The organism is Pseudomonas tohonis, assembly GCF_012767755.2.
Taxonomy (GTDB): domain Bacteria; phylum Pseudomonadota; class Gammaproteobacteria; order Pseudomonadales; family Pseudomonadaceae; genus Metapseudomonas; species Metapseudomonas tohonis.
Map to the genome: position 1 here is coordinate 5,929,113 of NZ_AP023189.1, position 22,314 is coordinate 5,951,426.

Below are 22,314 nucleotides of genomic sequence, written 5' to 3' on the forward strand. Positions count from 1 at the left end.
GAGCTGCAAGCACCAAGCTGCAAGCTGCAAGAGAAGCAGGATCCTGCCCGCTTTGACTTGTAGCTTGTAGCTTGAAGCGTGCAGCTCTCTCCGCAGGAGAGCTCCATGAACGTACTGATCATCGGCAGCGGCGGTCGTGAACACGCCCTGGCCTGGAAAGTGGCCCAGGACCCGCGCGTCGCCAAGGTCTTCGTCGCCCCGGGCAACGCCGGCACCGCCACCGAAGCCAAGTGCGAGAACGTCGCCATCGACGTGCTGGCCATCGAGCAACTGGCCGACTTCGCCGCCGCCAACGTGCAGCTGACCATCGTCGGCCCCGAGGCCCCGCTGGTCAAAGGCGTGGTCGACCTGTTCCGCGCGCGTGGCCTGGCCATCTTCGGCCCCACCGCCGGCGCCGCCCAGCTGGAAGGCTCCAAGGCCTTCACCAAGGATTTCCTCGCTCGCCACAAGATCCCCACCGCCGACTACCAGAACTTCACCGAAGTCGAGCCGGCCCTGGCCTACCTGCGCGAGAAGGGTGCCCCCATCGTGGTCAAGGCCGACGGCCTGGCCGCTGGCAAGGGCGTGATCGTCGCCATGACCCTGAGCGATGCCGAGGACGCCGTGCGTGACATGCTCTCCGGCAACGCCTTCGGCGACGCCGGTGCCCGCGTGGTGATCGAGGAGTTCCTCGACGGCGAGGAAGCCAGCTTCATCGTCATGGTCGACGGCCAGAACGTGCTGCCCATGGCCACCAGCCAGGACCACAAGCGCGTCGGCGACGCCGACACCGGCCCCAACACCGGCGGCATGGGCGCCTACTCCCCCGCCCCGGTGGTCACCCCCGCCGTGCACCAGCGCGTGATGGACGAGGTGATCTACCCCACCGTTCGCGGCATGGCCGAGGAAGGCAACGTCTACACCGGTTTCCTCTACGCCGGCCTGATGATCGACAAGAGCGGCGCGCCCAAGGTCATCGAGTTCAACTGCCGCTTCGGCGACCCGGAGACCCAGCCCATCATGGTGCGCCTGGAAAGCTCCCTGGTCCTGCTGGTCGAGGCCGCCCTGGCCAAGGCCCTGGACAAGGTCGAAGCCACCTGGGACCCGCGTCCCACCGTCGGCGTGGTCATCGCCGCCGGCGGCTACCCGGGCGACTACGCCAAGGGTGACGTCATCGAAGGCCTGGCAGACGCCGCCGCGCTGGACGGCAAGGTGTTCCACGCCGGCACCGCCCTCAAGGACGGCCAGGTGGTCACCGCCGGTGGCCGCGTGCTCTGCGCCACGGCGATCGGCCCGACCGTCTCCGAAGCCCAGCAGCAGGCCTACCGCCTGGCCGAGAAGATCCGCTGGAATGGCAGTTTCCATCGCACGGACATCGGCTACCGCGCCATCGCCCGCGAACGCGGCGAGGACTGAAGGTAAATAACCGGTAAACCTGCGGAAGAGGCGGCCATATGGCCGCCTTTGTCATATTCCGCAGGCCGGTGCTTGGCTATAATCCCGCCACTCACCCACGAAGGGACTTCGCCCGTGCGCCGGCTCAGGATTGCCATCGGTCTTAGCGTCAGCCTGCTGCTGACCCTGCTCTGCCTGCCCTCGGTGCAAGCCGGGGAGCGCGCGCACTGGAGCATGCTGCTCGACCCCACGGCCAGCCTGCAGCTCGAAGACATCCGCGCCCAGCAATCCGCCTCGCAGTTCACCCCCGTCGACCTCAAGCGCCTCTACACACCTGGCGGCACCAGCGCCCTCTGGCTGCACCACCGCCTGCTGCCGGGCGATCACGAGCAACTGCTGCGGGTCTTCGCGCCCTACCTGTCCCTGCTCGACCTGTACGTCGTCCGTGGCAACGAGATCATCGACCACACCCGCACCGGCAGCCGCCTGCCCTACAGCGACCGCCCGCTACCCAGCCGTGACTTCCTCCTGCCGCTGCCCATGCGCAGCGAGCCCCTGGACCTGTACCTGCGGCTCTCCTCCGAACACGCCCTGCGCCCGACCATCGCCCTGCAATCGGCCGTGGAGATGGCCGCCGACGACAGCCGCCCGCTGCTCTTCGGCCTGCTCATCGGCAGCCTGCTGATGCTCGTGGTGCACAACCTCCTGCGCTTCGGCTATGCCCGGGCCACCAGCGGCCTGTGGCTGGCCGCCACCCAGCTGTGCCTGGTGGGCACGGCAATCAGCCTGCTGGGCATCAGTGCCCCCTGGCTGCGCGGCTGGCAGAGCGCACAGCCGCAGATCGCCAACCTGTCGATGCTGCTGGCGATGCTGTGCGCCCTCGCCTTCACCGGCAGCTTCTTCCGCAAGGTGCGCCCCAGCACCCCGCTGAACGGCATCCTCATCGGCGAGATGGTGCTCATCGGGGTCATCGGCATGCTGCTGATGATCGCCACCGACCTGATGTTCAACCAGCTGGTCTACGCCATGGCGGCGCTCACCGGCCTGAGCATCCTCGTCGTCTCCACGCACCACTGGCGTCGCGGCTACCGCCCGGCACGCATGTTCACCGTGGCGCTGCTGGTCTATTGCATCGCCTTCATCGGCGCCCTGCCGGCCCTGTTCGGCTACTGGTCGGTGCAGTCCGACTGGCTGGCCTTCGCCTTGCTGGGCATGACCGCCATCAGCGGCGTGCTGATGAGCATCGCCATGAGCGAGCGCCAGCGGCGCATCCTCCTCGACGACTTCAGCGTCAGCCGCGAAGCCGCCGCCAGCTCCGCCGAGCTCAAGGCCAAGGGCGAGTTCCTGGCCAAGATCAGCCACGAGATCCGCACCCCCATGAACGGCGTGCTGGGCATGACCGAGCTGCTGCTCGGCACCCCGCTGTCGGCCAAGCAGCGCGACTACGTGCAGACCATCCACAGCTCCGGTAACGAACTGCTCACCCTGATCAACGAGATCCTCGACATCTCCAAGCTCGAATCCGGGCAGATCGAGCTGGACGACGTGCAATTCGACCTCAACGCCCTGATCGACGACTGCCTGGACATCTTCCGCGCCAAGGCCGAGCAACAGAAGGTCGAACTGATCAGCTTCATGCAGCCCCAGGTGCCGCGCGTCATCAGCGGCGACCCGACGCGGCTGCGCCAGGCCCTGCTGAGCCTGCTGGACAACGCCTTCAAGCAGACCGACGAGGGCGAGATCCTCCTCGTGGTGGCCCTGGACACCAGTGGCAACGAACCGCGCCTGCGCATCGCCGTGCAGGACAGCGGCCGCCCGCTCGAAGCCAGCGAGCGCGACGCCCTGCTCAACGCCGAGCTGCACAGCAAGGACTTCCTCTCCGCCACCAAGCTCGGCGGCCGCCTGGGCCTGATCATCGCCCGGCAGCTGGTGCGCCTGATGGACGGCGAGTTCGGCGTGCAGACCGGTGGCAACCAGGGCAGCACCCTGTGGCTGACCCTGCCGCTGGACAGCGAGCGCCTGGAACAACCCGCCTCCGACTTCGACGGCCCGCTGCAGGGCGCACGGCTGCTGGTGGTGGACGACAACGACACCTGCCGCAAGGTGCTGATGCAGCAGTGCAGCGCCTGGGGCCTGCACGTCAGCGCCGTACCCTCCGGCAAGGAGGCCCTGGCCCTGCTGCGCACCAAGGCCCACCTGCGCGAGTACTTCGACGTGGTGCTGCTGGACCAGGACATGCCCGGCATGACCGGCATGCAGCTGGCCGCCAAGATCAAGGAAGACCCGAGCCTCAACCACGACATCCTGATCATCATGCTCACCGGCATCAGCAACGCGCCGAGCAAGATCATCGCGCGCAATGCCGGCATCAAGCGCATCCTCGCCAAGCCGGTGGCCGGCTACACGCTCAAGACCACCCTCGCCGACGAACTCAACCAGCGCGCCGCCGGTGGCGCGGCGGCCCTGCCCGGCTCCCAGGTCAGCACCCCGCTCAACGTGCCCAATGACTTCCGCATCCTGGTGGCCGAGGACAACAGCATCTCCACCAAGGTCATCCGCGGCATGCTCAGCAAGCTCAACCTGCAGCCGGACACCGCCAGCAATGGCGAGGAAGCCCTCAGCGCGATGAAGAACCAGCAGTACGACCTGGTGCTGATGGACTGCGAGATGCCGGTGCTGGACGGCTTCTCCGCCACCGAGATGCTGCGCAACTGGGAAAGCGAGGAACAGCGCCCGCGCACCCCGGTGGTCGCCCTCACCGCGCACATCCTCACCGAACACAAGGAACGCGCCCGCCAGGCCGGCATGGACGGCCACATGGCCAAGCCGGTCGAACTCTCGCAACTGCGCGAGCTGATCGAGCACTGGGTCGCCGAAAAGGAAATGCGCCGCCAGCACGAGCCCGACAGCGCGCTGCATTCCTGATCCCCCGTAGCCCGGGCTTCAGCCCGGGGCTCCGCTCGCGAATGAATTCGCTCCTGCGAGAACGGCGGCGCTGCGCACCGCTTGGCGACTGAAGTCGCCCCTGCAACACCCCTCACGCCACGCACAGGCACGGCTGCCATGTAGGGTGGATGACGCTCTTTTCATCCACCAACGGGGTGTTGACCGGCCCCACCACCAGGCGCTTCGCGCGCCCGTAGCCCGGGCTTCGGTCCGGAAATCCGATCGCGAATGAATTCGCTCCTACAAGAACGGCGGCGCTGCGCACCGCTGGGCGACTGAAGTCGCCCCTACAAAGGCCTTCCGGCACACGCACGGGCATCACCGCCGCGTATGATGACGCGCCGCCAGGGCGACCCGGATCAACGGGCGCAACCCCCGGCACCTCCTACAATCACAGCACTCTCCCCCAACGAGCCCGCCCGATGCTCTCCATGATGTTCAGCCTGTACCTGAAGATGCTGGTGCTCTACAGCCCCTTCTTCGTCCTTTCCTGCTTCATCGGCCTGACCCGTGGCTACACGGTCAAGGAGCGCAAGAAGCTCGCCTGGAAGGTCGCCCTCGGCACCCTGGTGGCCAGCGCCCTGCTCTACCTGTTCGGCCAGGCCATCTTCAACGTCTTCGGCATCACCATCGACGCCTTCCGCATCGGTGCCGGCGCCGTGCTGTTCATCTCCGCCCTCGGCATGGCCCAGGGCAAGCCGGCGGTGCAGGCCGACAACGTCCAGCAGGACGTCACCATCGTGCCGCTGACCATCCCCCTCACCGTCGGCCCCGGCACCATCGGCGCCATGCTGGTGATGGGCGCCGGCCATGTGCACTGGAACGACAAGTTCACCGCCCTCGCCGCCATCGCCTTCGCCAGCGCCACCGTCGGCGTGGTGCTCTACCTCTCCAACCGCATCGAACGCATCCTCGGCGAGCAGGGCCTGCAGATCGTCAGCCGCCTGATGGGCCTGTTCGTCTGCGCCCTCGCCGCGCAGATCATCTTCACCGGGGTGAAGAACTACCTGGCGCCCTGAAAGCGTGCACCCCGCTACCTGACCGACCGTTCAGCTTGCCGCCGCGCACCGCAATGGAGCGCGGCGAATTCCGGCGAATTCGCCAAAAAAACCCACGAAGCCCTCTGAGTCAAGCCTTTAGCGGCCTTGGCACGGATGCTGCCAATGCACTGACAGCAGTACAGATGACCGTACTGATGACCCCATTTCGGTCCCATCCCACTGTCATTGCATGGACAGCCAAGGAGGCTCTACATGAAACGCCGTCCCTTCCTGAAATCGACCCTCGCCGCCAGCGCCCTGGTGCTGACCGGCCTGTTCCCCTTCTCCCTGCAGGCCGCCGAGACCATCAAGGTCGGCATCCTGCATTCGCTGTCCGGCACCATGGCCATCTCCGAGACCTCGCTCAAGGACATGGCGCTGATGACCATCGACGAGATCAACGCCAAGGGCGGCATCAACGGCAAGAAGCTGGAACCGGTGGTGGTCGACCCCGCGTCCAACTGGCCGCTGTTCGCCGAGAAGGCCCGCCAGCTGCTGACCAAGGACAAGGTCGACGTGGTCTTCGGCTGCTGGACCTCGGTGTCGCGCAAATCCGTGCTGCCGGTGTTCGAGGAGCTCAACGGCCTGCTGTTCTACCCGGTGCAGTACGAGGGTGAGGAGCTCTCGCCCAACGTCTTCTACACCGGCGCCGCGCCGAACCAGCAGGCCATCCCGGCGGTGGAATACCTGATGAGCGAAGACGGAGGCGGCGCCAAGCGCTACTTCCTGCTGGGCACCGACTACGTCTACCCGCGCACCACCAACAAGATCCTGCGCAGCTTCCTGCACAGCAAGGGCGTGGCGGACAAGGACATCGAAGAGGTCTACACCCCCTTCGGCCACAGCGACTACCAGACCATCGTCGCCAACATCAAGAAGTTCTCCGCCGGCGGCAAGACCGCGGTGATCTCTACCGTCAACGGCGACTCCAACGTGCCCTTCTACAAGGAGCTGGCCAACCAGGGCATCGAGGCGACCGACATCCCGGTGGTGGCCTTCTCCGTGGGCGAGGAAGAACTGCGCGGCATCGACACCAAGCCGCTGGTGGGCCAGCTGGCCGCCTGGAACTACTTCGAATCCGTGGATAACCCGGTGAACAGCAAGTTCGTCACCGACTGGAAGGCCTACGCCAAGGCCAAGAACCTGCCCAACTACCAGACCGCCGTCACCAACGACCCCATGGAAGCCACCTACGTCGGCATCCACATGTGGGCCCAGGCGGTCGAGAAGGCCGGCACCACCGACGTCGACAAGGTCCGCGAAGCCATGGCCGGCCAGACCTTCGCCGCACCGTCCGGCTACACCCTGACCATGGACAAGACCAACCACCACCTGCACAAGCCGGTGATGATCGGCGAGGTCCAGGAAGACGGTCAGTTCTCCGTGGTCTGGCAGACCGAAGGCCCGCTGCGCGCCCAGCCGTGGAGCCCCTTCATCCCCGGCAACGACAAGAAGCCGGACTACGCGGTGAAGAACTAATACGGAAGCTGGAAGCGGGAAGCTTGAAGCCGGAAGCCGGACGTCCACGCACGCCGCTTCCAGCTTCGGGCTTCCGGCTTTCGGCCTGCCCGCCGATACGGAGCCTACTTCTCCATGCCCACCTGCCTTTTCCGAATCCTCCTGTCCCTGGCCCTGTTGCTGCCCCTGGCGGCCCGGGCCGGTGACGCCAACGACTTCGCTGCCGCCAATCCGAGCCAGCAGGCGAAGCTGCTGGAACGCTGGGCTGCCGAGCCCGACGCCGCGCGCCAACCGCTGCTCGATGCGCTGCAACAGAACCGCTTCGCCATCGACGCCAGGCTGGCCTACTTCGAACAGGGCGACACCTGGCGGGCCGCCGAGGGCGACGCCGCCCCCGCCGCCACGCCGAAGAAGCTGCGCCTGAACAACCGCCTGCGCGGCCTGCTGATCACCACCCAGGCCAGCCACCAGCTGCTCGCCGCCGAACCCGCCGCACGCCTGGAGGCCGCCCGCCAGTTGCAGAAGAGCGCCAAGCCCGCGCAACTGCCGCTGCTCAACCAGCGCATGGTCGCCGAGGACGATGGCGCCGTGCGCGATGCCCTCAGCCTGGCCCTGGCCAACCTGCAACTGGTCGACCCCGACCCGGCCATCCGCCTCAACGCCGTGCGCCTGCTGGGCGAGACCGGCGACCCGCTGGCCCGTACCCGCCTCGAAGCGCTGCTCGACCCGGCGGTGGAAACCGATGCCGCCGTGCGCACCGCCGCCGAAACCAGCCTGGCCCAGGTCAAGCGTCGCCTGGCGCTGGGCGAGGTGCTCGGCCAGGCCTTCAGCGGCCTGTCCCTGGGCTCCATCCTGCTGCTGGCCGCCTTGGGCCTGGCCATCACCTTCGGCCTGCTCGGGGTGATCAACATGGCCCACGGCGAGATGCTCATGCTCGGCGCCTACTCCACCTACATCGTGCAGCTGATGTTCCAGCGCCTGGCGCCGGACCTGCTGGCCCTATACCCGCTGGTGGCGCTGCCGGTGGCCTTCTGCGTCACCGCCGCCATCGGCATGGCCCTGGAGCGCACGGTGATCCGCCACCTCTACGGCCGCCCGCTGGAAACCCTGCTCGCCACCTGGGGCATCAGCCTGATGCTGATCCAGCTGGTGCGCGTGGTGTTCGGCGCGCAGAACGTCGAAGTGGCCAACCCGGCCTGGCTCTCCGGCGGCATCCAGGTGCTGCCCAACCTGGTGCTGCCGTACAACCGCATCGTCATCATCGGCTTCGCCCTGTTCGTGGTGGCGCTGACCTGGCTGCTGCTGAACAAGACGCGCCTGGGCCTGAACGTCCGCGCCGTCACCCAGAACCGCAACATGGCCGCCTGCTGCGGCGTGCCCACCGGCCGCGTCGACATGCTCGCCTTCGGCCTCGGCTCCGGCATCGCCGGGCTCGGTGGCGTAGCCCTGTCGCAGATCGGCAACGTCGGCCCCGACCTGGGCCAGAGCTACATCATCGACTCCTTCCTGGTGGTGGTGCTCGGCGGCGTCGGCCAACTGGCCGGCAGCGTGCTGGCGGCCTTCGGCCTCGGCGTGGCGAACAAGATCCTGGAGCCTTCGATCGGCGCCGTGCTGGGCAAGATCCTGATCCTCGCGCTGATCATTCTCTTCATCCAGAAACGCCCGCAGGGCCTCTTCGCACTGAAAGGACGGGTGATCGACTGATGAACCAGCCACTGACCCTCACCGCCGCGCAGAAGGCCGGCCCGAAACTCACCCTGGGCGTCGGCGCCCTGGTGCTCGCCGTGCTGATCGCCCTGCCGCTGCTGCACCTGCTGCCGGCCGACAGCCCGCTGCAGGTCTCCGCCTACACCCTGACCCTGGTGGGCAAGATCCTCTGCTACGCCATCGTCGCCCTGGCTCTGGACCTGGTCTGGGGCTACGCCGGGCTACTGTCCCTGGGCCACGGGCTGTTCTTCGCCCTCGGCGGCTACGCCATGGGCATGTACCTGATGCGCCAGAGCGCCGGGGATGGCCTGCCGGCCTTCATGAGCTTCCTCGCCTGGAGCGAATTGCCCTGGTACTGGGCCGGCACCTCCAGCTTCCTCTGGGCCCTGTGCCTGGTGGTGCTCGCCCCCGGCCTGCTGGCCCTGGTGTTCGGCTTCTTCGCCTTCCGCTCGCGGATCAAGGGCGTGTACTTCTCGATCATGACCCAGGCCCTGACCTTCGCCGGCATGCTGCTGTTCTTCCGCAACGAGACCGGCTTCGGCGGCAACAACGGCTTCACCGACTTCAAGCGCATCCTCGGCTTCGACATCACCGCGCCGGGCACCCGGGCCGTGCTGTTCCTGGCCACGGTCGCGCTGCTGGCGAGCGCCCTGCTGCTCGGCTGGCGCCTGTCCAGGAGCAAGTTCGGCCGCGTGCTCACCGCCCTGCGCGATGCCGAGAACCGCCTGATGTTCTGCGGCTACGACCCGCGCGGCTACAAGCTGTTCATCTGGGTGCTGTCGGCCGTGCTCTGCGGCCTGGCCGGCGCGCTGTACGTGCCCCAGGTGGGCATCATCAACCCCAGCGAGATGTCGCCGACCAACTCCATCGAGGCCGCCGTCTGGGTGGCCCTGGGCGGGCGCGGCTCGCTCATCGGCCCGCTGCTGGGCGCCGGCCTGGTCAACGGCATGAAGAGCTGGTTCACCGTGGCCTTCCCGGAATACTGGCTGTTCTTCCTCGGCGCCCTGTTCATCGTCGTCACCCTGTTCCTGCCCAAGGGCCTGTTCGGCCTGCTGCGCAAGGAGAAGGACCAATGAGAGCGACCCCGGTACCCGAACTCATGCTCGAACCCGCCTACGACCCCAACAGCGACGCCGGCACCGGCCGTGACGCCCTCGGCCTCGGCCAGAGCGCCGGCAAGGGCCTGAACACCCGCCACGGCACCATCCTCACGCTGGAGGACATCAGCGTCAGCTTCGACGGCTTCAAGGCGCTCAACGACCTGAACCTGTACATCGGCGTCGGCGAGCTGCGCTGCATCATCGGCCCCAACGGCGCGGGCAAGACCACGCTGATGGACGTGATCACCGGCAAGACCCGCCCCACCACCGGCAGCGCCTGGTTCGGCGAGACCCTGGACCTGACGCGCATGAGCGAGGTCGAGATCGCCCAGGCCGGCATCGGCCGCAAGTTCCAGAAGCCCACGGTGTTCGAGGCGCTCAGCGTGTTCGAGAACCTGGAACTGGCGCAGAAGACCGACAAGTCCGTGTGGGCCAGCCTGCGCGCCAGGCTCACCGGCGAGCAGAAGGACCGCATCGACGAAGTGCTCGCCACCATCCGCCTGCAGGACTCGCGGCGCCGCCCGGCGGGGCTGCTGTCCCATGGCCAGAAGCAGTTCCTGGAGATCGGCATGCTGCTGATGCAGGACCCGCAACTGCTGCTGCTCGACGAACCGGTGGCGGGCATGACCGACGCCGAGACCGAATTCACCGCCGAACTGTTCAAGGGCCTGGCCGGCAAACACTCGCTGATGGTGGTGGAGCACGACATGGGCTTCGTCGGCAGCATCGCCGACCACGTCACCGTGCTGCACCAGGGGCATGTGTTGGCCGAGGGCTCGTTGGCGGACGTGCAGGCGAATGAACAGGTGATCGAGGTTTATCTGGGGCGCTGAGCGCCCAGCTGCAAGCTGCAAGCTGCAAGCTGCAAGCTGCAAGCTGCAAGCTGCAAGCTGCAAAACGATGCTGACCCGCTCTTTCTTGCGGCTTGAAGCTTGGTGCTTGAGGCTGCAGCCACCGAGGAATTCAACCGTGCTCCAAGTCCATCAGCTGCATCAATACTACGGCGGCAGCCACATCCTCCGCGGCCTGTCGTTCGAGGTGAAGGTCGGCGAGGTCACCTGCCTGCTCGGGCGCAACGGCGTGGGCAAGACCACGCTGCTGAAGTGCCTGATGGGCCTGATCCCGTCGAAGGAGGGCGCGGTGAACTGGGAGGGCAAGCCGATCACCGGTTCCAAGCCGCACCAGCGCGTGCACGCCGGCATCGCCTACGTGCCCCAGGGCCGCGAGATCTTCCCGCGCCTGACGGTGGAGGAGAACCTGCTGATGGGCCTCTCCCGCTTCAGCGCCAAGGAAGCCAAGGCCGTGCCCGAGTTCATCTACGAGCTGTTCCCGGTGCTGCGCGAGATGAAGCACCGCCGGGGCGGTGATCTTTCCGGCGGCCAGCAGCAGCAACTGGCCATCGGCCGCGCCCTGGCCAGCCGGCCCCGGTTGCTGATCCTCGACGAGCCCACCGAAGGCATCCAGCCCTCGGTGATAAAGGAGATCGGCGCGGTGATCCGCAAGCTGGCCGAGCGCGGCGACATGGCCATCCTGCTGGTGGAGCAGTTCTACGACTTCGCCGCCGAGCTGGCCGACCAGTACCTGGTGATGAGCCGTGGCGAGATCATCCAGCAGGGGCGTGGAGAGAACATGGAGGCCGAGGGCGTGCGCGGCCTGGTGACGATCTGACCGCGGGCACGTGCACCGGATGGGTTCAGGGCACGCCTCTTGCTTTGCCCGGTCGGTCAACTATTTCGCGGATGCCCCCACAGCCATGAACCTGCCCGCAGCCCTGTTCACGCCGAGCTGGCACGCCGAGCTGGAGCTGGCCTACGCCCGCCGTGACGAGCGCACCATTCCGGTGCTTCGCCGCCACCTCGGCCCCCTGAGGGTGCAGAAGCACCTCCACGCCGAAGGGCCGGGTGTCTGCCAGCACATCATCGTCCACCCGCCTGGCGGCATCGCCGGGGGCGACCGCCTGGACATCTCCGCCCAGGTGGGCGAAGGCGCCTGGGCCCAGCTCACCAGCCCGGGCGCGGCCAAGTGGTACCGCGCCCGCAGCCCGGCCTTCCAGACGCTCACCCTGCGCGTCGAGGCCGGCGCCACCCTGGAATGGCTGCCCCAGGAAACCATCGTCTTCTCCGGCGCCCAGGCCGAGCTGTCCACTCGCATCGACCTGGCCGCCGACGCCCGCCTGTTCTACTGGGACGTGGTCGCCCTCGGCCGCCCCGCCGCCGCTGAACGCTTCGCCAGCGGCCACTTCCAGGCGCACCTGGACATCCGCCGCGAAGGCCGCGCCCTGTGGCACGAACGCCAGCGCATCAGCGGCGACGACGGCCTGCTCGACTCGATCATCGGCCTCGCCGGGCAACCGGTGTTCGCCACCCTGATCGCCACCGGCCAGCTCGACCCGGAGCTGCTGGAACGCTGCCGCGAACTGCCCTCGGCCGTGCGCGGCGACCTCACCCAACTGCCCGGCCTGCTGGTGGCCCGCTGCCTGGCCGGCGAAGCCCTGCATGCGCGCGCCTGGCTGATCGATCTCTGGCGCCTGTTGCGCCCTGCCCTGCTCGGCCGCGAGGCCGTGCCACCGCGAATCTGGAGTACCTGATGGACCTCACCCCGAGAGAGAAAGACAAGCTGCTGATCTTCACCGCCGGCCTCGTCGCCGAGCGGCGCCTGGCCCGTGGCGTGAAGCTCAACTACCCGGAAGCGATGGCGTTCATCTCCGCAGCGCTGCTCGAAGGCGCGCGCGACGGTCGCACCGTGGCCGAGCTCATGCACTTCGGCACCACGCTGCTGAGCCGCGACCAGGTGATGGAAGGCGTGCCGGAGATGATCCCGGAGATCCAGATCGAAGCCACCTTCCCCGACGGCACCAAGCTGGTAACCGTCCACCAACCCATCGCCTGAGGAAGTCGACCCATGCCTGCTGCGCTTGCCATGCTGAGCTCGCGACGGCCTGGAACGAGTTCCTGGAGACCCGAAATGATCATCCGTGACGCCAGCGAAGCCGACCTGCCCGGCATCCTGGCCATCTACAACGACGCCGTGGAGCACACCACGGCGATCTGGAACGAGACCCTGGTGGACCTGGCCAACCGCCGCGCCTGGCTGGCCGAGCGCACGGCAGCCGGGTTCCCGGTGCTGACGGCGCGTGACGCTGCCGGCGAGGTGGTCGGCTACGCCAGCTATGGCGCCTGGCGGCCCCATGACGGCTACAGGCACACCGTCGAACACTCGGTCTACGTGCGTGCCGACCAGCGCGGCAAGGGCCTCGGCCCGCAGTTGATGCAGGCACTGATCGAACGGGCCCGGTCGGCCGGACTGCATGTGATGGTGGGGGCCATCGAGTCCGAGAACGCCGCCTCCATCCGCCTGCACCAGCGCCTCGGCTTCACCACCACCGGCCAGATGCCCCAGGTCGGCCGCAAGTTCGGCCGCTGGCTGGACCTCACCTTCATGCAACTCATCCTGGAGTGACTTCCATGATTCCCGGCGAATACCAGATCCAGGACGGCGAGATCGAACTCAACGCCGGCCGCCGCACCCTGAGACTCTCCGTGGCCAACACCGGCGACCGGCCGATCCAGGTGGGCTCGCACTACCACTTCTTCGAAACCAACGACGCCCTGGCCTTCGACCGCGCCGCCGCGCGCGGCATGCGCCTGAACATCCCCGCCGGCACCGCCGTGCGCTTCGAACCGGGCCAGAGCCGCGAGGTGGAACTGGTGGACCTGGCCGGCGCGCGCCGGGTGTTCGGCTTCGCCGGGCGCGTCATGGGTGATCTCTGATCGCAGCGACAAGTCGCAAGCCACAAGCCGCAAGCAAGTGCCGCGCGGCTTCCGCTTTTTCACTTGAGGCTTGCAGCTTTGAGCTTGCAGCCTGAATTCCGAGGAACGAGGAATGAAGATTTCCCGCCAAGCCTACGCCGACATGTTCGGCCCCACCGTCGGCGACAAGGTGCGCCTGGCCGACACCGAGCTGTGGATCGAGGTCGAGAAGGACTTCACCACCTATGGCGAGGAAGTGAAGTTCGGCGGCGGCAAGGTGATCCGCGACGGCATGGGCCAGGGCCAGCTTTTGGCCGCCGAGGTGGTCGACACGCTGATCACCAACGCGCTGATCATCGACCACTGGGGCATCGTCAAGGCCGACGTGGGTTTGAAGGACGGGCGCATCGCGGCGATCGGCAAGGCCGGCAACCCAGACATCCAGCCCGACGTCACCATCGCCATCGGCGCCAGCACCGAGGTGATCGCCGGCGAGGGCATGATCCTCACCGCCGGCGGCATCGACACCCACATCCACTTCATCTGCCCGCAGCAGATCGAAGAGGCGCTCATGAGCGGCGTCACCACCATGATCGGCGGCGGCACCGGGCCGGCCACCGGCACCAACGCCACCACCTGCACCTCCGGCCCCTGGCACATGGCGCGCATGCTCCAGGCCGCCGACGCCTTCCCGATGAACATCGGCTTCACCGGCAAGGGCAACGCCTCGCTGCCCGAACCCTTGATCGAACAGGTGAAGGCCGGCGCCATCGGCCTCAAGCTGCACGAGGACTGGGGCACCACCCCGGCGGCCATCGACAACTGCCTGAGCGTCGCCGACCAGTACGACGTGCAGGTGGCCATCCACACCGACACCCTCAACGAGTCGGGCTTCGTCGAAACCACCCTGGGCGCCTTCAAGGGCCGCACCATCCACACCTACCACACCGAAGGCGCCGGCGGCGGCCACGCCCCGGACATCATCAAGGCCTGCGGTTTCCCCAACGTGCTGCCCAGCTCCACCAACCCGACCCGGCCCTTCACCCGCAACACCATCGACGAGCACCTGGACATGCTCATGGTCTGCCACCACCTGGACCCGAGCATCGCCGAGGACGTGGCCTTCGCCGAGAGCCGCATCCGTCGCGAGACCATCGCCGCCGAGGACATCCTCCACGACCTCGGCGCCTTCAGCATGATCAGCTCCGACAGCCAGGCAATGGGCCGCGTCGGCGAGGTCATCACGCGCACCTGGCAGACCGCCGACAAGATGCACAGGCAACGGGGCCCGCTGGAAGGCGACGGTGCCGGCAACAGCAACTTCCGGGTCAAGCGCTACATCGCCAAGTACACCATCAACCCGGCCATCACCCACGGCATCAGCCACGAAGTGGGCTCGGTGGAAGTGGGCAAGTGGGCCGACCTGGTGCTCTGGCGCCCGGCCTTCTTCGGCGTGAAGCCGACGCTGATCCTCAAGGGCGGGGCCATCGCTGCGAGCCTGATGGGCGACGCCAACGCCTCCATCCCCACCCCGCAACCGGTGCACTACCGGCCAATGTTCGGAAGCTACGCCGGCAGCCGCCACGCCACCAGCATCACCTTCATCAGCCAGGCCGCCCTGGAGGCCGGCGTGCCCGAGCGACTCGGCCTGAAGAAACGCATCGCCGTGGTGAAGGGCTGCCGCACCGTGCAGAAGCAGGACCTGATCCATAACGACTACACCCCGGTGATCGACGTCGACCCGCAGACCTACCAGGTCAAGGCCGACGGCCAGCTGCTCTGGTGCGAGCCCGCCGAGGCGCTGCCGATGGCGCAGCGGTATTTCCTGTTCTGAGTGCTTGCGCCCATCCCCCCTTGCCGCCACGGCGGGGGGATGAACACCCTGTGCTAGGATTTCGCCATTTCCCCGCACCGGGAGCCCGTCATGCCCCAGCCCCGCCCCGCTCTCCCCGACGCCTTGCTCAAGCTCTCGCCCGCTGAACGCATCCAGTTGGCCGAAGACCTCTGGGACAGCGTCGCCGCCCACCCGGAAAGCCTCCCGCCGCTGACCGATGAGGAACGCCGCGAAATCGACCAGCGCCTGGCCGCCCACGACGCTGCCCCTGAATCCGCCATCGACTGGGAAGACGTCCGCAAACGGCTCTGGTCCGGCCAGGCGTGAAGGTCAGGTTCCGCCCGGAGGCCGAACTCGAGCTGACAGAGGCCCGCGATTGGTATGCCGCCTGCGCCCCCGGCCTGGGCCGCGAATTCCTCAGGGCGCTCGATACCTGCCTTGAAGGAGTTCTGCTTTATCCACAGGCCCACCCTCTCGTACACGGCGAGGTCCGCCGCGCCCTGTTCCGACAATTCCCCTACAGCCTGACCTTTCGCATCGAAACGGACGGCATCCTGGTGATTTCTTGCCGGCATTACCGGCAAAAGCCCATTTCACGGGCCTGAGCGCCACTCCAGAATTGACCCGATGTCAATTTGCCGTGCCGTGAACTCTCCCACGCAATGCCTTGTTACGAAACGCTATAGTCAGGCAACTACACCGGCCGGTGTAGGCCGAGGCCTTGCCAGGTACACGAAAAATGCCGCCATGCGCGGCCTAAAAAAGGGAGTTTTCTATGGAATGGTATTTGAAGTGCATCAAGCAGCATTACTTCGACTTTAACGGCCGTGCGCGCCGCAAGGAGTACTGGATGTTCACCCTGGTGAACGTCGTGATCTCCATCGCGCTTTCCGTGATCCTGGGCCTGATCAGCGAAAACCTGGCCCTGCTGGCCAACCTGTACAGCCTCGCCGTGCTGCTGCCGGCCCTGGGCGTGACCGCGCGTCGCCTGCACGACATCGGCAAGAGCGGCTGGTGGATCCTGATCGCCCTGGTGCCGATCCTCGGCGGCCTGTACCTGCTGTTCCTGCTGGTCCAGGACAGCGTGCCGGAGACCAACGCCTACGGTCCCAACCCCAAGGCCTGATGGCCAGGTTCCCGTCGCCCTGGCGGGAACCTACGGGACAGACGCCTGTCCCAGCGCAGTGGCCGGGAGTTCCCCCGGCCATGCCCATGGATGACCAGGAACGCCACAGGATGTCCGATACCCCCCTCCCCCGTTTCAAGGGCGGCCTCTTTGCCCTGATCGGCCTCGCGCTGCTCGCCGCGATGGCCATCCAGACCTCTTCCCGCGTGGGATTCCTGCAATCGGCCCTGGAGGCAGATGGCAGCGTCGTCGCGCTCAACGCAGGCGGCTCCCACCCCGAAATCGCCTTCACCGATGGCACCGGTACGCGCATCTCCTACCCCCAGGGGGGCTGGATCTACGGCTACCAGGTCGGCATGCGGGTGAAGGTTCACTACCAGGCCGACGCGCCGGCCACCTCGGCCGTGGTCGACGACTTCGGCGCACTCTGGGGCACCCCGGCCTTCCTCGGCCTGCTGGGCTCCGCCTTCACGGTCACCGGACTGATGACCCTCTTCAGGCGCCCCCGTCACGACATCTCCTGAACCGCACCGCCCAAGGAAGCAGCCATGCCGAAGATGCCCATTCCCCTGCCCGTCAATCCGAGCCGCTGGGGCTATGTCACCGCCAGTGGCGGCGGCCTGACCATCGCCTTCGTCGCCGGTGGCGGCGGTTCCATCACCCTGCGCTCGCCCGCCGGCGAGAACGTCAACCTGCGCTACGGCGGCCTCGGTGCCGGCGTGGGCATCGGTGCCAAGCTGCCGCGCTTCGGCAAGGTGGACATCAAGATCAAGGGCAAGAGCATCGGCGGTGCCGGCGCGGCGGAAGCCTTCCCCAGCGACGGCGCGGTCTTCGTCGCGGACGACCTGGTGGAACGCGACCTGACCCGTGACGACATCACCGGCCCCTGCATGTACGTGGAAGTCGGCGCGGGCGTCGCCGTCGGCGTGTCGGGCACGGCGATGCTGTTCGGCCTGGACCCCAAGCTCCTGGCCGCGGTGATGCTGATGAACGCGAGCCCGGTGACCAGCCTCACCGTCTCGCCGATGCTGACCCGCCAGTTGATGCAGTCGGCGCGCGGCGCCCTGCTGATGGGAGGTGCCAACGTCGGCATCCAGGCCGGCGCCGGCGGCGCCGTCTATCTCGGCGCGCTGTTCTGAGCCTTCAACGCAACTGGCTGTCCTTGCTGCCGCGCCGGTTGTAGCCGGCGTAGGCGGCGTTCTCGCGGTCGTGCTCGGCCTGGCATTTCACGCACAGCCGCACGCCCGGCACCGCCTCGCGGCGCGCCTGGGGAATGGGGGCATCGCATTCTTCGCAATGCGTCAGGCTCTCGCCCTTCGGTAACTGGCTGCGTGCCCGCTGCACGGCGTCTTCGATGGTGCTGTCGATCTGTTCCTGGACTGCGCCATCTCCCGCCCAACCACTGGCCATGCCGGCCTCCCATGCTGTCGAGGATTGACCCGATCAGTTATGGGGGCGGCACTCGGCCTTTTGCAACACCCGGGGCCGGTGGGCGACAAGCGGAGGTCGTTCCGGGCTATTCCTTCACATCCATGTATTCCCGCGCCCAGATGATGTAGTCCTCGGGCAGGGTGTACTTGTGGGTCAGCTCGGTGGCGCTCAGTTCGGAGGCGGCGGTGTCGATCTGGCGCTGCTCGCGCAGGCAGTCGTAGGTGGCCTTGATGGCGGCGAAGTAGGCGGCGTGGCCGTTGACCACGATGCGCACGCCAAGGTCGGCCAGGCGCTGGTTGTCACGCAGTTGCGGGTTGCCGTAGGTGACCAGCATCAGCGGCACGCTGAGGTGCGCGGCGATGGCTTCCAGGTGCTCGAAGTCGGCGACGCCGACCATGCAGATGCCGTCGGCGCCGGCAGCCTGGTAGGCCTTGGTGCGGGCGATCACCTCCTCGGTGGAGAGCACGCCGGCATGGGTGCGGGCGATGATCGACAGGTCCGGGTCGACACGCGCCTCCAGGGCCGCACGGATCTTGCCGACGCCTTCCTCGACGCTGATCAGGTCGGTGGACTTGCGCCCGAACTGGGCCGGCAGCAGCGTGTCCTCGATGGTGAGCGCGGCGATGCCGGCACGCTCCAGCTCCACCACCGTGCGCATGACGTTGAGGGCGTTGCCGTAGCCGTGGTCGGCATCGGCGATCACCGGCAGGCGGCTGACGCGGCCGATGCGCACGGCCTGCTCGACGAACTCGCTGAGGGTGATCAGCGCGAAATCCGGGGCGGCCAGGACCTGCAACGAGGCGACCGAGCCGCCGAGGATGCCGACTTCGAAGCCGAGATCGGCAGCGATGCGGGCGGACATGGGGTCGAAGACGGACGCGGTGTGATAGCAGGTCTTCGAGTTCAACAGCGCACGAAAGGCCGTGCGCAACTCGTGGTGAGAGGCTCTTCGCATAGAGGTTCCAGAACGACAGGTGCGGATAGTTGAAACGGGGATGCAAGTATCGCACCCCCGGTCACATTGTCCGACAACGATGGCAGCGGGATTACGGATTCTAGCCCCCGGGGCTTTCACCTGCCTTTAGCCGAGCGGGCCTTGCATCGGTCGTAGGCACCCTCCCTTGCACAAGTGACGCGTTGCCACACCGGGTTCAACTTTTCCCGCGCCCCGACTACATTGCGCGCCCCGGCGAACGAATCGCGGGATGGAATCACCCAGGAGAACGATGTGAAACACAGCATCAAGATGATCGCAGGCCTGCTGGCCGTACTCGCCATCGCCGGCTGCACCGGCACCCCGATGAAGACCCGGAACCTCGACAGCAGCCAGTACACCGTGATCGGTCACAGCGAGGCCAGCGCCACCGGGCTGCTGGTCGCCGGCTTCATTCCGGTCCGCCAGAACAGCCGCTTCGTGCGCGCCCAGAACGCCGCGATCAAGGCCAAGGGCGGCGATGCGATGATCAACACCCAGGTCCAGGAAGACTGGTTCTGGGCCTGGGTCCTGACCGGCTACACCACCACCGTTTCCGGTGACGTGGTCAAGCTGAACGACAGCCACTGAACCCTCTGCGAGGGCCGCCAGGCCCTCGCCCCAACCGTTCCGGAAGCCGCCCGATGCCGGACCTGATCCCCTACCTGAGCCTCTTCCTCGTCGCCTTCGGCGCCGCCACCCTGCTGCCGCTGCAGTCGGAAGCGGTGCTGGCCGGCCTGCTGCTGGCCGGTGGACAGCCGGCCTGGGCATTGCTGCTGGTGGCGACCCTCGGCAACGTGCTGGGCTCGCTGGTGAACTGGGTGCTGGGGCGGTTCCTGGCGGACTTCCGCCACAGGAAGTGGTTTCCCGTGTCGGAATCCGCCATCGAACGGGCGCAGGCGACCTACCGCCGCTACGGGCGCTGGACCCTGCTGCTGTCATGGCTGCCGGTGATCGGCGACCCGCTGACCCTGGTGGCCGGCCTGATGCGCGAGTCGCCCTGGGTGTTCCTGCTGCTGGTCACCCTGGCCAAGGCCGGCCGCTACCTCGCGGTCGCGGGGCTGACCCTGGGCCTGGCCTGAGGCTATTTCTTCTTCAGGCACTCGCTGAGGAAGGCCTTGCGTTCGTCGCCCTTGAGCGCCTTCTCGCTGGCGGTCTTGTTGCAGCTGATCATCTTCTCCTGCTGGGTCGCCTTGAGGCAGTTGCTCATGAAGGTCTTGCGCGCATCGCCCTTGAGTTCCTGGGCGGTGGCCTCGGCGTTGCAGCTCTTCATCTTTTCCTGCTGGGTGGCGGCGAAACCCTGGCTGGCGGCCAGCATCGCGAGCAGGAGCAAGGGCAGGCGGATCGACTTCATGGGGCGGTCTCCCGGGGTGTCCGTATGGGGGTGACGGGGGCGTCGCCTGGAGTCTAGCCACTGCGACGAACTGCGCCTCGCCGCCTGAGCAAAGCGCGCCCGGCTCGCGTACACTGCGCGGCCGTTTTTTCCACCGGACCTCTCGCGCCATGAGCAACCTCACCGCAGCCCGTGCCCTGGGCATCGACTTCGGCACCTCCAACTCCACCGTCGGCTGGTGGCGCCCGGACGTGGAGCCGCTGATCGCGCTGGAGGACGGCAAGATCACCCTGCCCTCGGTGATCTTCTTCAACATCGAGGAGCGTCGCCCCGTCTACGGCCGCCTGGCCCTGCACGAGTACCTGGAAGGCTACGAAGGCCGCCTGATGCGCTCGCTCAAGAGCCTGCTGGGCTCGACCCTGCTCAAGAGCGAGACCACGGTGCTGGGCAGTGCGCTGCCGTTCAAGGACCTGCTGGGCCTGTTCATCGGCGAGCTGAAGAAGCGCGCCGAAGCCACCGCCGGCCATGACTTCGAGCAGGTGGTGCTGGGCCGCCCGGTGTTCTTCGTCGACGACGACCCGGCCGCCGACCAGGAAGCCCAGGCGACCCTGGTGGCGGTCGCCAACAAGCTCGGCTTCAAGGACGTCTCCTTCCAGTACGAACCCATCGCCGCCGCCTTCGACTACGAACGCGGCATCGAGCGCGAGGAGCTGGTGCTGATCGTCGACATCGGCGGCGGCACCTCCGACTTCTCCCTCGTGCGCCTGTCCCCCGAGCGCCGCGACCTGGCCGACCGCCAGGCCGACATCCTCGCCACCGGCGGCGTGCACGTGGGCGGTACCGACTTCGACAAGCAGCTCTCGCTGGCCGGCGTCATGCCCGAGTTCGGCTACGGCAGCCGTATGAAGAGCGACGCCTTCATGCCCACCAGCTACCACCTCAACCTGGCCACCTGGCACACCATCAACGCCGTCTACGCGCAGAAATCGCAGCTGTCGCTGAAGAACATGCGCTACGACATCGTCGACACGCGCGGCATCGACCGCCTGTTCCGCCTGATCGAACAGCGCGCCGGGCACTGGCTGGCGATGCAGGTGGAAGACAGCAAGATCGAGCTGACCGAGGCGCGCCACCGGGTGATCGACCTCGAGCGCATCGAGCCGGGCCTGCGCGTGGAACTGACCCGCCACCTGTTCGAGGAGGCCATCGAGCCGTTGCTGCAACGCATCCGCGACAGCGTCACCCAGCTGCTGGCCGACGCCGGGGTCGGTGTCGAGCAGGTCGACACCGTGTTCTTCACCGGCGGTTCCAGCGGCATCCCCGCCCTGCGTGGCAGCGTCGCCGCGCTGCTGCCCAACGCCCGCCATGTCGAAGGCAACACCTTCGGCAGCATCGGCAGCGGCCTGGCCATCGAGGCCAAGAAGCGCTACGGCTGAACCGGGCGTCGGGCGCCCCGCGACGTTCGTGCGGCGCCCCTGGCGGCGACCCCGGCGCTGGATTACCTTCGCCGGCATCGCCTACCCGAGGAGCCCGCCATGAAATGCCTGCTGCCCTGCCTTGCCATCCTCCTGCTCGCCGGCTGCGGCCTCGGCGAGACCGCCGCCACCGGAGCGGCCCAGGCCAAGCTGCAGGCCGAACAGGCGCAGCAGGCCCAGCAGCAGATGGACCAGCTCAAGCAGCAGATCGACCAGGCCAACGCCGTCAACCAGCAGCGCCTGCAGGACGCCGAGAAGGCGGGCCAGTAGCGCGACGGCAAATTCTTCGAACTCGCCCGCTCCATCGCCACTCGAAACTCGTGAAGCCAATCAGGCCGTTGAAGATCAGCTCACACGAGGAACCCACCATGTACAAGGAAACGCTCGCGGCAGTGTTCGTGCTGGCATCGGTAGCAGGGTGCAGCACCAAGTTCGAGAACCCCACCGACTACGTCACCTACCGCCACGAACCCCTGGTCGAGAAGGTGCAGGACGGCATGAGCAAGGACGAGGTGCTGACCATCGGCGGCCCGCCGTCCACCGAGATCCAGCGCACCGTGCACCCCGGTACCTGCAACAACTACGTGCTGAACAAGGAAGGCCACCAGCAGGCCTACTACGTCAGCTTCAACGACGCGGGCCGCGTCGACAGCAAGGGCTTCATGACCTGCGAGCAATGGCAGAAACACGAAGCCGAGGCAGCGAAGATCTGATGCCTCGCGGCGCCCGGGCCGCCGGGCGCCGCAGTGGCCAAATGCCAGAAGTACC

At 67.2% G+C, this 22,314-nt stretch carries 26 protein-coding genes; 23 read left to right on the top strand and 3 right to left on the bottom strand.

Annotation, left to right across the window (positions count from 1 at the left end):
* Positions 1-105 precede the first annotated feature (105 nt).
* The 18 genes from purD to HSX14_RS27290 all read left to right on the top strand — a co-directional run bounded on the left by purD (position 106) and on the right by HSX14_RS27290 (position 17,473).
* On the top strand, positions 106-1,395 hold the full coding sequence (gene purD, locus HSX14_RS27205) for a phosphoribosylamine--glycine ligase (protein WP_173171505.1): 1,290 nt from the start codon (positions 106-108) through the stop codon (positions 1,393-1,395).
* Positions 1,396-1,509: 114 nt separating this feature from the next.
* Complete coding sequence (locus tag HSX14_RS27210; protein WP_173171503.1) at positions 1,510-4,299, top strand: hybrid sensor histidine kinase/response regulator; 2,790 nt, start codon at positions 1,510-1,512, stop codon at positions 4,297-4,299.
* Between the two features lie 443 nt (positions 4,300-4,742).
* Entirely contained in the window at positions 4,743-5,339 is a 597-nt protein-coding gene (locus HSX14_RS27215) for a MarC family protein (protein ID WP_173171501.1), read from the top strand.
* Between the two features lie 234 nt (positions 5,340-5,573).
* Positions 5,574-6,839: an urea ABC transporter substrate-binding protein gene (urtA, locus tag HSX14_RS27220; RefSeq protein ID WP_111264677.1), complete on the top strand. Its 1,266-nt coding sequence runs from the start codon at positions 5,574-5,576 to the stop codon at positions 6,837-6,839.
* Between the two features lie 114 nt (positions 6,840-6,953).
* A complete protein-coding gene (gene urtB, locus HSX14_RS27225; RefSeq protein WP_173171499.1) occupies positions 6,954-8,522 on the top strand; it encodes an urea ABC transporter permease subunit UrtB in 1,569 nt (522 codons plus the stop codon).
* Positions 8,522-9,601 (top strand): urea ABC transporter permease subunit UrtC, encoded by a 1,080-nt coding sequence (gene urtC / locus HSX14_RS27230; protein ID WP_173171497.1) that lies wholly within the window; start codon positions 8,522-8,524, stop codon positions 9,599-9,601. The genes urtB and urtC overlap by 1 nt, the downstream gene beginning before the upstream one ends.
* The gene (gene urtD, locus HSX14_RS27235) at positions 9,598-10,458 is read left to right on the top strand and encodes an urea ABC transporter ATP-binding protein UrtD (RefSeq protein WP_173171495.1); all 861 of its coding nucleotides are present in this window, start codon (positions 9,598-9,600) and stop codon (positions 10,456-10,458) included. The genes urtC and urtD overlap by 4 nt, the downstream gene beginning before the upstream one ends.
* 136 nt (positions 10,459-10,594) lie before the next feature.
* On the top strand, positions 10,595-11,293 hold the full coding sequence (urtE, locus tag HSX14_RS27240) for an urea ABC transporter ATP-binding subunit UrtE (protein WP_173171493.1): 699 nt from the start codon (positions 10,595-10,597) through the stop codon (positions 11,291-11,293).
* An 85-nt stretch (positions 11,294-11,378) separates the two neighbouring features.
* Positions 11,379-12,212, top strand: coding sequence for an urease accessory protein UreD (locus HSX14_RS27245; protein WP_173171491.1), 834 nt, complete (start codon positions 11,379-11,381; stop codon positions 12,210-12,212).
* Positions 12,212-12,514, top strand: coding sequence for an urease subunit gamma (gene ureA / locus HSX14_RS27250; RefSeq protein WP_173171489.1), 303 nt, complete (start codon positions 12,212-12,214; stop codon positions 12,512-12,514). Before HSX14_RS27245 ends, ureA begins: the two co-directional genes overlap by 1 nt.
* Before the next feature lie 75 nt (positions 12,515-12,589).
* On the top strand, positions 12,590-13,084 hold the full coding sequence (locus tag HSX14_RS27255) for a GNAT family N-acetyltransferase (protein ID WP_173171487.1): 495 nt from the start codon (positions 12,590-12,592) through the stop codon (positions 13,082-13,084).
* A 5-nt stretch (positions 13,085-13,089) separates the two neighbouring features.
* Positions 13,090-13,395, top strand: coding sequence for an urease subunit beta (locus HSX14_RS27260; protein ID WP_173171485.1), 306 nt, complete (start codon positions 13,090-13,092; stop codon positions 13,393-13,395).
* A gap of 112 nt (positions 13,396-13,507) precedes the next feature.
* Positions 13,508-15,208: an urease subunit alpha gene (gene ureC, locus HSX14_RS27265; protein ID WP_173171483.1), complete on the top strand. Its 1,701-nt coding sequence runs from the start codon at positions 13,508-13,510 to the stop codon at positions 15,206-15,208.
* Positions 15,209-15,298: 90 nt separating this feature from the next.
* A complete protein-coding gene (locus tag HSX14_RS27270; RefSeq protein ID WP_173171481.1) occupies positions 15,299-15,535 on the top strand; it encodes an addiction module protein in 237 nt (78 codons plus the stop codon).
* The gene (locus tag HSX14_RS27275) at positions 15,532-15,813 is read left to right on the top strand and encodes a type II toxin-antitoxin system RelE/ParE family toxin (protein WP_173171479.1); all 282 of its coding nucleotides are present in this window, start codon (positions 15,532-15,534) and stop codon (positions 15,811-15,813) included. Before HSX14_RS27270 ends, HSX14_RS27275 begins: the two co-directional genes overlap by 4 nt.
* Before the next feature lie 170 nt (positions 15,814-15,983).
* Positions 15,984-16,334, top strand: a complete 351-nt coding sequence (locus HSX14_RS27280; RefSeq protein WP_173171477.1) for a DUF805 domain-containing protein — start codon at positions 15,984-15,986, stop codon at positions 16,332-16,334.
* Between the two features lie 110 nt (positions 16,335-16,444).
* Positions 16,445-16,858, top strand: coding sequence for a DUF3592 domain-containing protein (locus HSX14_RS27285; RefSeq protein ID WP_173171475.1), 414 nt, complete (start codon positions 16,445-16,447; stop codon positions 16,856-16,858).
* 24 nt (positions 16,859-16,882) lie between these two features.
* Positions 16,883-17,473 carry a hypothetical protein gene (locus HSX14_RS27290; protein WP_111264635.1) on the top strand — a complete coding sequence of 197 codons (591 nt, stop codon included), beginning with the start codon at positions 16,883-16,885 and terminating at the stop codon, positions 17,471-17,473.
* A gap of 4 nt (positions 17,474-17,477) precedes the next feature.
* Here the strand turns inward: HSX14_RS27290 and HSX14_RS27295 are convergent, their stop codons facing one another.
* Together HSX14_RS27295 and HSX14_RS27300 are read right to left on the bottom strand one after the other, a co-directional pair.
* Positions 17,478-17,744 carry a DksA/TraR family C4-type zinc finger protein gene (locus HSX14_RS27295; RefSeq protein WP_111264636.1) on the bottom strand — a complete coding sequence of 89 codons (267 nt, stop codon included), beginning with the start codon at positions 17,742-17,744 and terminating at the stop codon, positions 17,478-17,480.
* A gap of 106 nt (positions 17,745-17,850) precedes the next feature.
* Entirely contained in the window at positions 17,851-18,720 is an 870-nt protein-coding gene (locus HSX14_RS27300; protein ID WP_111264637.1) for an isocitrate lyase/PEP mutase family protein, read from the bottom strand.
* 291 nt (positions 18,721-19,011) lie between these two features.
* Between HSX14_RS27300 and HSX14_RS27305 the strand changes: the two genes are divergently transcribed.
* Entirely contained in the window at positions 19,012-19,329 is a 318-nt protein-coding gene (locus HSX14_RS27305) for a hypothetical protein (RefSeq protein ID WP_373874728.1), read from the top strand.
* Between the two features lie 53 nt (positions 19,330-19,382).
* The gene (locus tag HSX14_RS27310) at positions 19,383-19,820 is read left to right on the top strand and encodes a YqaA family protein (RefSeq protein WP_173171471.1); all 438 of its coding nucleotides are present in this window, start codon (positions 19,383-19,385) and stop codon (positions 19,818-19,820) included.
* 2 nt (positions 19,821-19,822) lie between these two features.
* On the opposite strand, the gene HSX14_RS27315 is transcribed toward HSX14_RS27310, so the two are convergent.
* Positions 19,823-20,092: a PsiF family protein gene (locus HSX14_RS27315; RefSeq protein WP_111264639.1), complete on the bottom strand. Its 270-nt coding sequence runs from the start codon at positions 20,090-20,092 to the stop codon at positions 19,823-19,825.
* Positions 20,093-20,241: 149 nt separating this feature from the next.
* Between HSX14_RS27315 and HSX14_RS27320 the strand changes: the two genes are divergently transcribed.
* The 3 genes from HSX14_RS27320 to osmE all read left to right on the top strand — a co-directional run bounded on the left by HSX14_RS27320 (position 20,242) and on the right by osmE (position 22,259).
* Positions 20,242-21,507: an Hsp70 family protein gene (locus HSX14_RS27320; protein ID WP_173171469.1), complete on the top strand. Its 1,266-nt coding sequence runs from the start codon at positions 20,242-20,244 to the stop codon at positions 21,505-21,507.
* Between the two features lie 99 nt (positions 21,508-21,606).
* Positions 21,607-21,816, top strand: a complete 210-nt coding sequence (locus HSX14_RS27325) for a hypothetical protein (RefSeq protein WP_173171467.1) — start codon at positions 21,607-21,609, stop codon at positions 21,814-21,816.
* Positions 21,817-21,914: 98 nt separating this feature from the next.
* Positions 21,915-22,259 carry an osmotically-inducible lipoprotein OsmE gene (gene osmE / locus HSX14_RS27330; protein ID WP_111264642.1) on the top strand — a complete coding sequence of 115 codons (345 nt, stop codon included), beginning with the start codon at positions 21,915-21,917 and terminating at the stop codon, positions 22,257-22,259.
* Positions 22,260-22,314: the final 55 nt, after the last annotated feature.